At 41.5% G+C, this 4,029-nt stretch carries 3 protein-coding genes and 1 pseudogene; all 4 read left to right on the top strand.

All coding sequences use genetic code 11. From position 1 onward, the window contains the following. Window positions 1–84 precede the first annotated feature (84 nt). The gene (locus tag A1019T_RS07860) at window positions 85–663 is read left to right on the top strand and encodes a DUF2059 domain-containing protein (RefSeq protein WP_244156583.1); all 579 of its coding nucleotides are present in this window, start codon (window positions 85–87) and stop codon (window positions 661–663) included. Window positions 664–799: 136 nt separating this feature from the next. Continuing rightward, window positions 800–1,480: a DUF2059 domain-containing protein gene (locus A1019T_RS07855; RefSeq protein ID WP_077451161.1), complete on the top strand. Its 681-nt coding sequence runs from the start codon at window positions 800–802 to the stop codon at window positions 1,478–1,480. 195 nt (window positions 1,481–1,675) lie between these two features. Then, window positions 1,676–3,793: an excinuclease ABC subunit UvrB gene (gene uvrB, locus A1019T_RS07850; protein ID WP_077451160.1), complete on the top strand. Its 2,118-nt coding sequence runs from the start codon at window positions 1,676–1,678 to the stop codon at window positions 3,791–3,793. A 107-nt stretch (window positions 3,794–3,900) separates the two neighbouring features. Next, window positions 3,901–4,029 (top strand): annotated as a pseudogene (locus A1019T_RS07845) (IS982 family transposase); the annotation flags it as partial.

The raw sequence follows: 4,029 nt of genomic DNA, 5'->3' as shown, positions 1-4,029 counted from the left end.
GTCTGTGAGTTTATGATTTCTAGGGGTCTTTTTCGGCATATGATTCTATTATGTTTTTGAGTTGATTATATTGTATATTATTTTGTGGAATTGGTATTACCTGCGCATGCAGAGCTGAAAAATAATAGCTCTACTGTCACTATTAGTCCTGTCGGCTCTGTCAGTGCTAAGAGTATTATAAAGGGTACAAATAAACAGCAGGTACATTCAGATACCTCGTTAATTAAGCTACTTGAAATCACTCGTATGGCAGATATGATGCAATCGGTATCCGGTACACAAAGTGATATGATGGCGTTTATCATCGAATCTACGCTTAAGCAAGAAGACTTAGAGCAGATGACAGCAAAGCAAAGACAGGAAATGATGCGAGTGCTGACCCAATATTCTCAGCAGATGCTTGCAGAGACCAACAAAGCGACAGTAGAGATGGCACAAAAGCACTTTATTACTGTGGCAAAAAATCACTACACTCAAGCGGAAGTAGATGCTCAAATAGCTTTTTACAATACGGAAGTGGGTCAAAGCATACTGGATAAACAGCCTAAACTGATGCAAGAATATATGAAGGTTCTAACACCTGAGGTTATTGAAATAGCCAATGCTACCCGTGAGAAGCTAACGCCGCAGTTGGAAAAAGACTTAGAGGCTATTTTTAGATAGATTCTACTCTAATAGTTTCCAATAGCGTCAATATTTGAGCAGCAAGATATTGTAACTGTCCTTCAGTAGTAAAATGAACAGTGACCTCCTAAAATTGGGCATAAACTCTGTAATAAAATTATTTAGGTCATTATTTATGTCAACTTCTCGTCCATTTTTAAAGTTTGCTTTTAAGCCACTGCTATCTATAAGTGCGATGGCTTCTCTAACTGCTGCATTGGTAATGCCTGCGCAAGCTGAGCTTATTATCAACAGTGGTGCAGGCAGTTCTGGTTCTGCTATAACTGCGACTACAAACTCTCAGAGTACTGCTTCTATGCAGGCAGTTAGCCAACAAAGACCTACCGATGCTTCAGTGCTTAAGCTTATGCAAGTAATGCATGTGGATGAGCAAATAGAGACGATCATAAATAGCCAACAAGCCATGGCGGATATTCTTGAGCAGCAAGGAGATAAAGCCTCTGTAGACGACAAAAAGCTTAATAAACGTCAACGTGAAATGGCTCAAAGTATGCAAGGGTTCTTAGAGCAATACACCAAAATCTTAGCAGGTGGTATTCAAAGTACAGTGACCAAAGAGGAGATGGTTGAAGCATATAAAGCAGCTGCCAAAGCCCACTATACTCAGCAAGAGGTTACTGCCTTAATCGATTTCTATGACACCCCGATGGGTCAAAGTATCTTAGAGAAAAATCCTAAAGTTACTTCTGAATTCCTAAAAGCCTCTCTGCCTGATGAAGATGAAATGAAGCAAACGACTAAACAGCTTGAAGAACTAATGCCTCAAATAAAAGATATTTTTAAAGGCATCTTTTAAACAAAAAACTCTTAAGCAAAAACTTAAAACTTGTTGTAGAGCATAAAAGTAAGGTAGCTGTTTGGCGCCTTCCTTTTTTATAGGTTTAATTATAGAGGTTGACGTTATGTAGAGGCAGTAAAGGGCTTTAAATTATTGGATTTATCCCCATAATAACAACTATAAACAAACATAATAAATTAAAAGATACTCATTATGCGAATGCCTGAACCAAGATCTTCAAGACAATTAAACCAATTGGCGACTCAGCTACAAGACGAAGCTGAAATTACTGGAGTTAATGCCTCCGGTACCTTAATTTCCAGCCGTGCTTTTGAAATGGTAACTGACTTTGAGCCTGCCGGCGATCAACCTCAAGCCATTGAAAAATTGGTAAAAGGGGTAGAGTCGGGTATGGATTCTCAGCTGTTACTGGGGGTAACCGGTTCTGGTAAGACTTATACCATGGCCAAAGTGATTAGTGAAACTCAGCGTCCGACCATTATCATGGCGCATAATAAAACGTTAGCGGCTCAGCTGTATGGCGAATTTAAGTCTTTTTTCCCCAATAACGCGGTTGAGTATTTCGTTAGTTATTATGACTATTACCAGCCCGAAGCTTATGTGGCCGCCAGTGATACTTTTATTGAAAAAGACAGTGCCATTAATGATCACATTGACCAAATGCGTCTGTCAGCTACCCGAGCCCTGCTTGAGCGCCGTGACGCAATTATTATATCCTCAGTATCCTCAATCTATGGTCTAGGGGATCCAGAAAGTTATCTAAAAATGCTGCTGCACATTGTGGTCGGTGATGTGGTGGATCGTAATGCGTTAATTAAGCGACTGGTTGCTTTGCAATATACTCGTAACGAGCTTGACTTTGAACGCGGTACGTATCGTCTGAGGGGTGAATTATTAGATATTTATCCTGCTGAATCTGAGCAATTGGCTGTGCGTATCAGCATGTTTGATGATGAAGTGGAGAAGATCAGTTGGTTTGATCCATTGACTGGTAAAACCGTACGCAGTGTGCCACGCATTACCATTTATCCTAAATCGCATTATGTGACACCGCGTGAGAAGCTTGAAGCGGCCAGTAAAACCATTCGTGCTGAGCTCGATGAGCGCCTCAAGTATTTTCGTGATAATGATAAATTGATTGAAGCTCAGCGTATCAAAGAGCGTACCCAGTATGATCTAGAGATGATTCAGCAGTTAGGGTACTGTAACGGCATTGAGAACTACTCACAGCATTTATCGGGTCGTCCTGCAGGTGAGGCACCGCCAACTTTGTTTGATTATATTCCTCCTGATGCGCTGCTATTTATCGATGAGTCTCATGTGACTGTGCCTCAAATCGGGGCGATGTATAAAGGCGACCGCTCGCGTAAAGAGAACTTGGTTAACTATGGTTTCCGCTTGCCAAGTGCTATGGACAACCGTCCTATGAAATTTGAAGAGTGGGAAAAAATTAAACCGGCTACTATTTTCGTCTCGGCGACGCCAGCTCAATATGAGCTTGAACACAGTGAACAAATCGTTGAGCAAGTAGTACGTCCGACCGGTCTGATTGACCCTGAGATTGAAATCCGTCCAGTATTAACTCAGGTCGATGATGTGTTGTCGGAGATTACTAAGCGCCGAGCTGTTAATGAGCGGGTATTAATTACCACGTTAACCAAACGCATGGCTGAGGACTTGACGGATTATCTAAAAGAATATGATGTCAAAGTGGCTTATCTGCATTCAGATATTGATACCGTAGAGCGTATGCAGATTATTCACGAACTGCGTACGGGTGTTCATGATGTATTGGTGGGCATCAACTTGCTGCGTGAAGGCTTGGATATGCCTGAAGTTTCTTTAGTCGCCATCTTTGATGCGGATAAAGAGGGTTTCTTGCGCTCAGAGCGTTCATTGATTCAGACTATTGGCCGAGCAGCGCGTAACTTAAATGGTAAAGCCATTTTATATGCGGATCGGATTACGCCAAGTATGGAAAAAGCGATTGAAGAGACTGATCGTCGCCGGGAGAAGCAGATTGCCTTCAACGAAGAGCATGGCATTATCCCCAAATCGGCCACGCGTAGTATTACCGATAAGATTGATACTGGTGAGGACGAGGAAGATCTGAATGACAATCAGGCCATTCCAAGCAGCAGTGGTTTGCCAGATGTGGATATTGAAATTCTACGTAGCCCAGACTTGTTGGCAAAAGAAATCAATCGTTTAGAGAAGCAAATGAAGCAACTGTCTCGTGAATTGAAGTTTGAGGAAGCGGCCAAAGTGCGCGATACTGTGCTACAGCTCAGAACTTATATTGTTCAGTAGTATTTAACCTGAGTTCGGGATAAGCAGGTCAAAAAAGGCAAAAAAAAGAAGTCCAAAATTGTTAAAGTTAAGGTACCAACAAAAACTCAACAAAAAGGACTTCTTACATGGACAACCTAACCGAATTATACTGCCATATTGACGACTTTTACCAAGCATTCAAACCACAATTTGAACGTCAGCTGATCGAAAATGGGACAAAGCGATTAAGAGCATGCAAGATAAGTGTACCAGAG

It is taken from the genome of Psychrobacter piechaudii, assembly GCF_900162825.1.
GTDB lineage: Bacteria > Pseudomonadota > Gammaproteobacteria > Pseudomonadales > Moraxellaceae > Psychrobacter > Psychrobacter piechaudii.
This window is presented reverse-complemented; position numbering and strand designations above follow the sequence as displayed.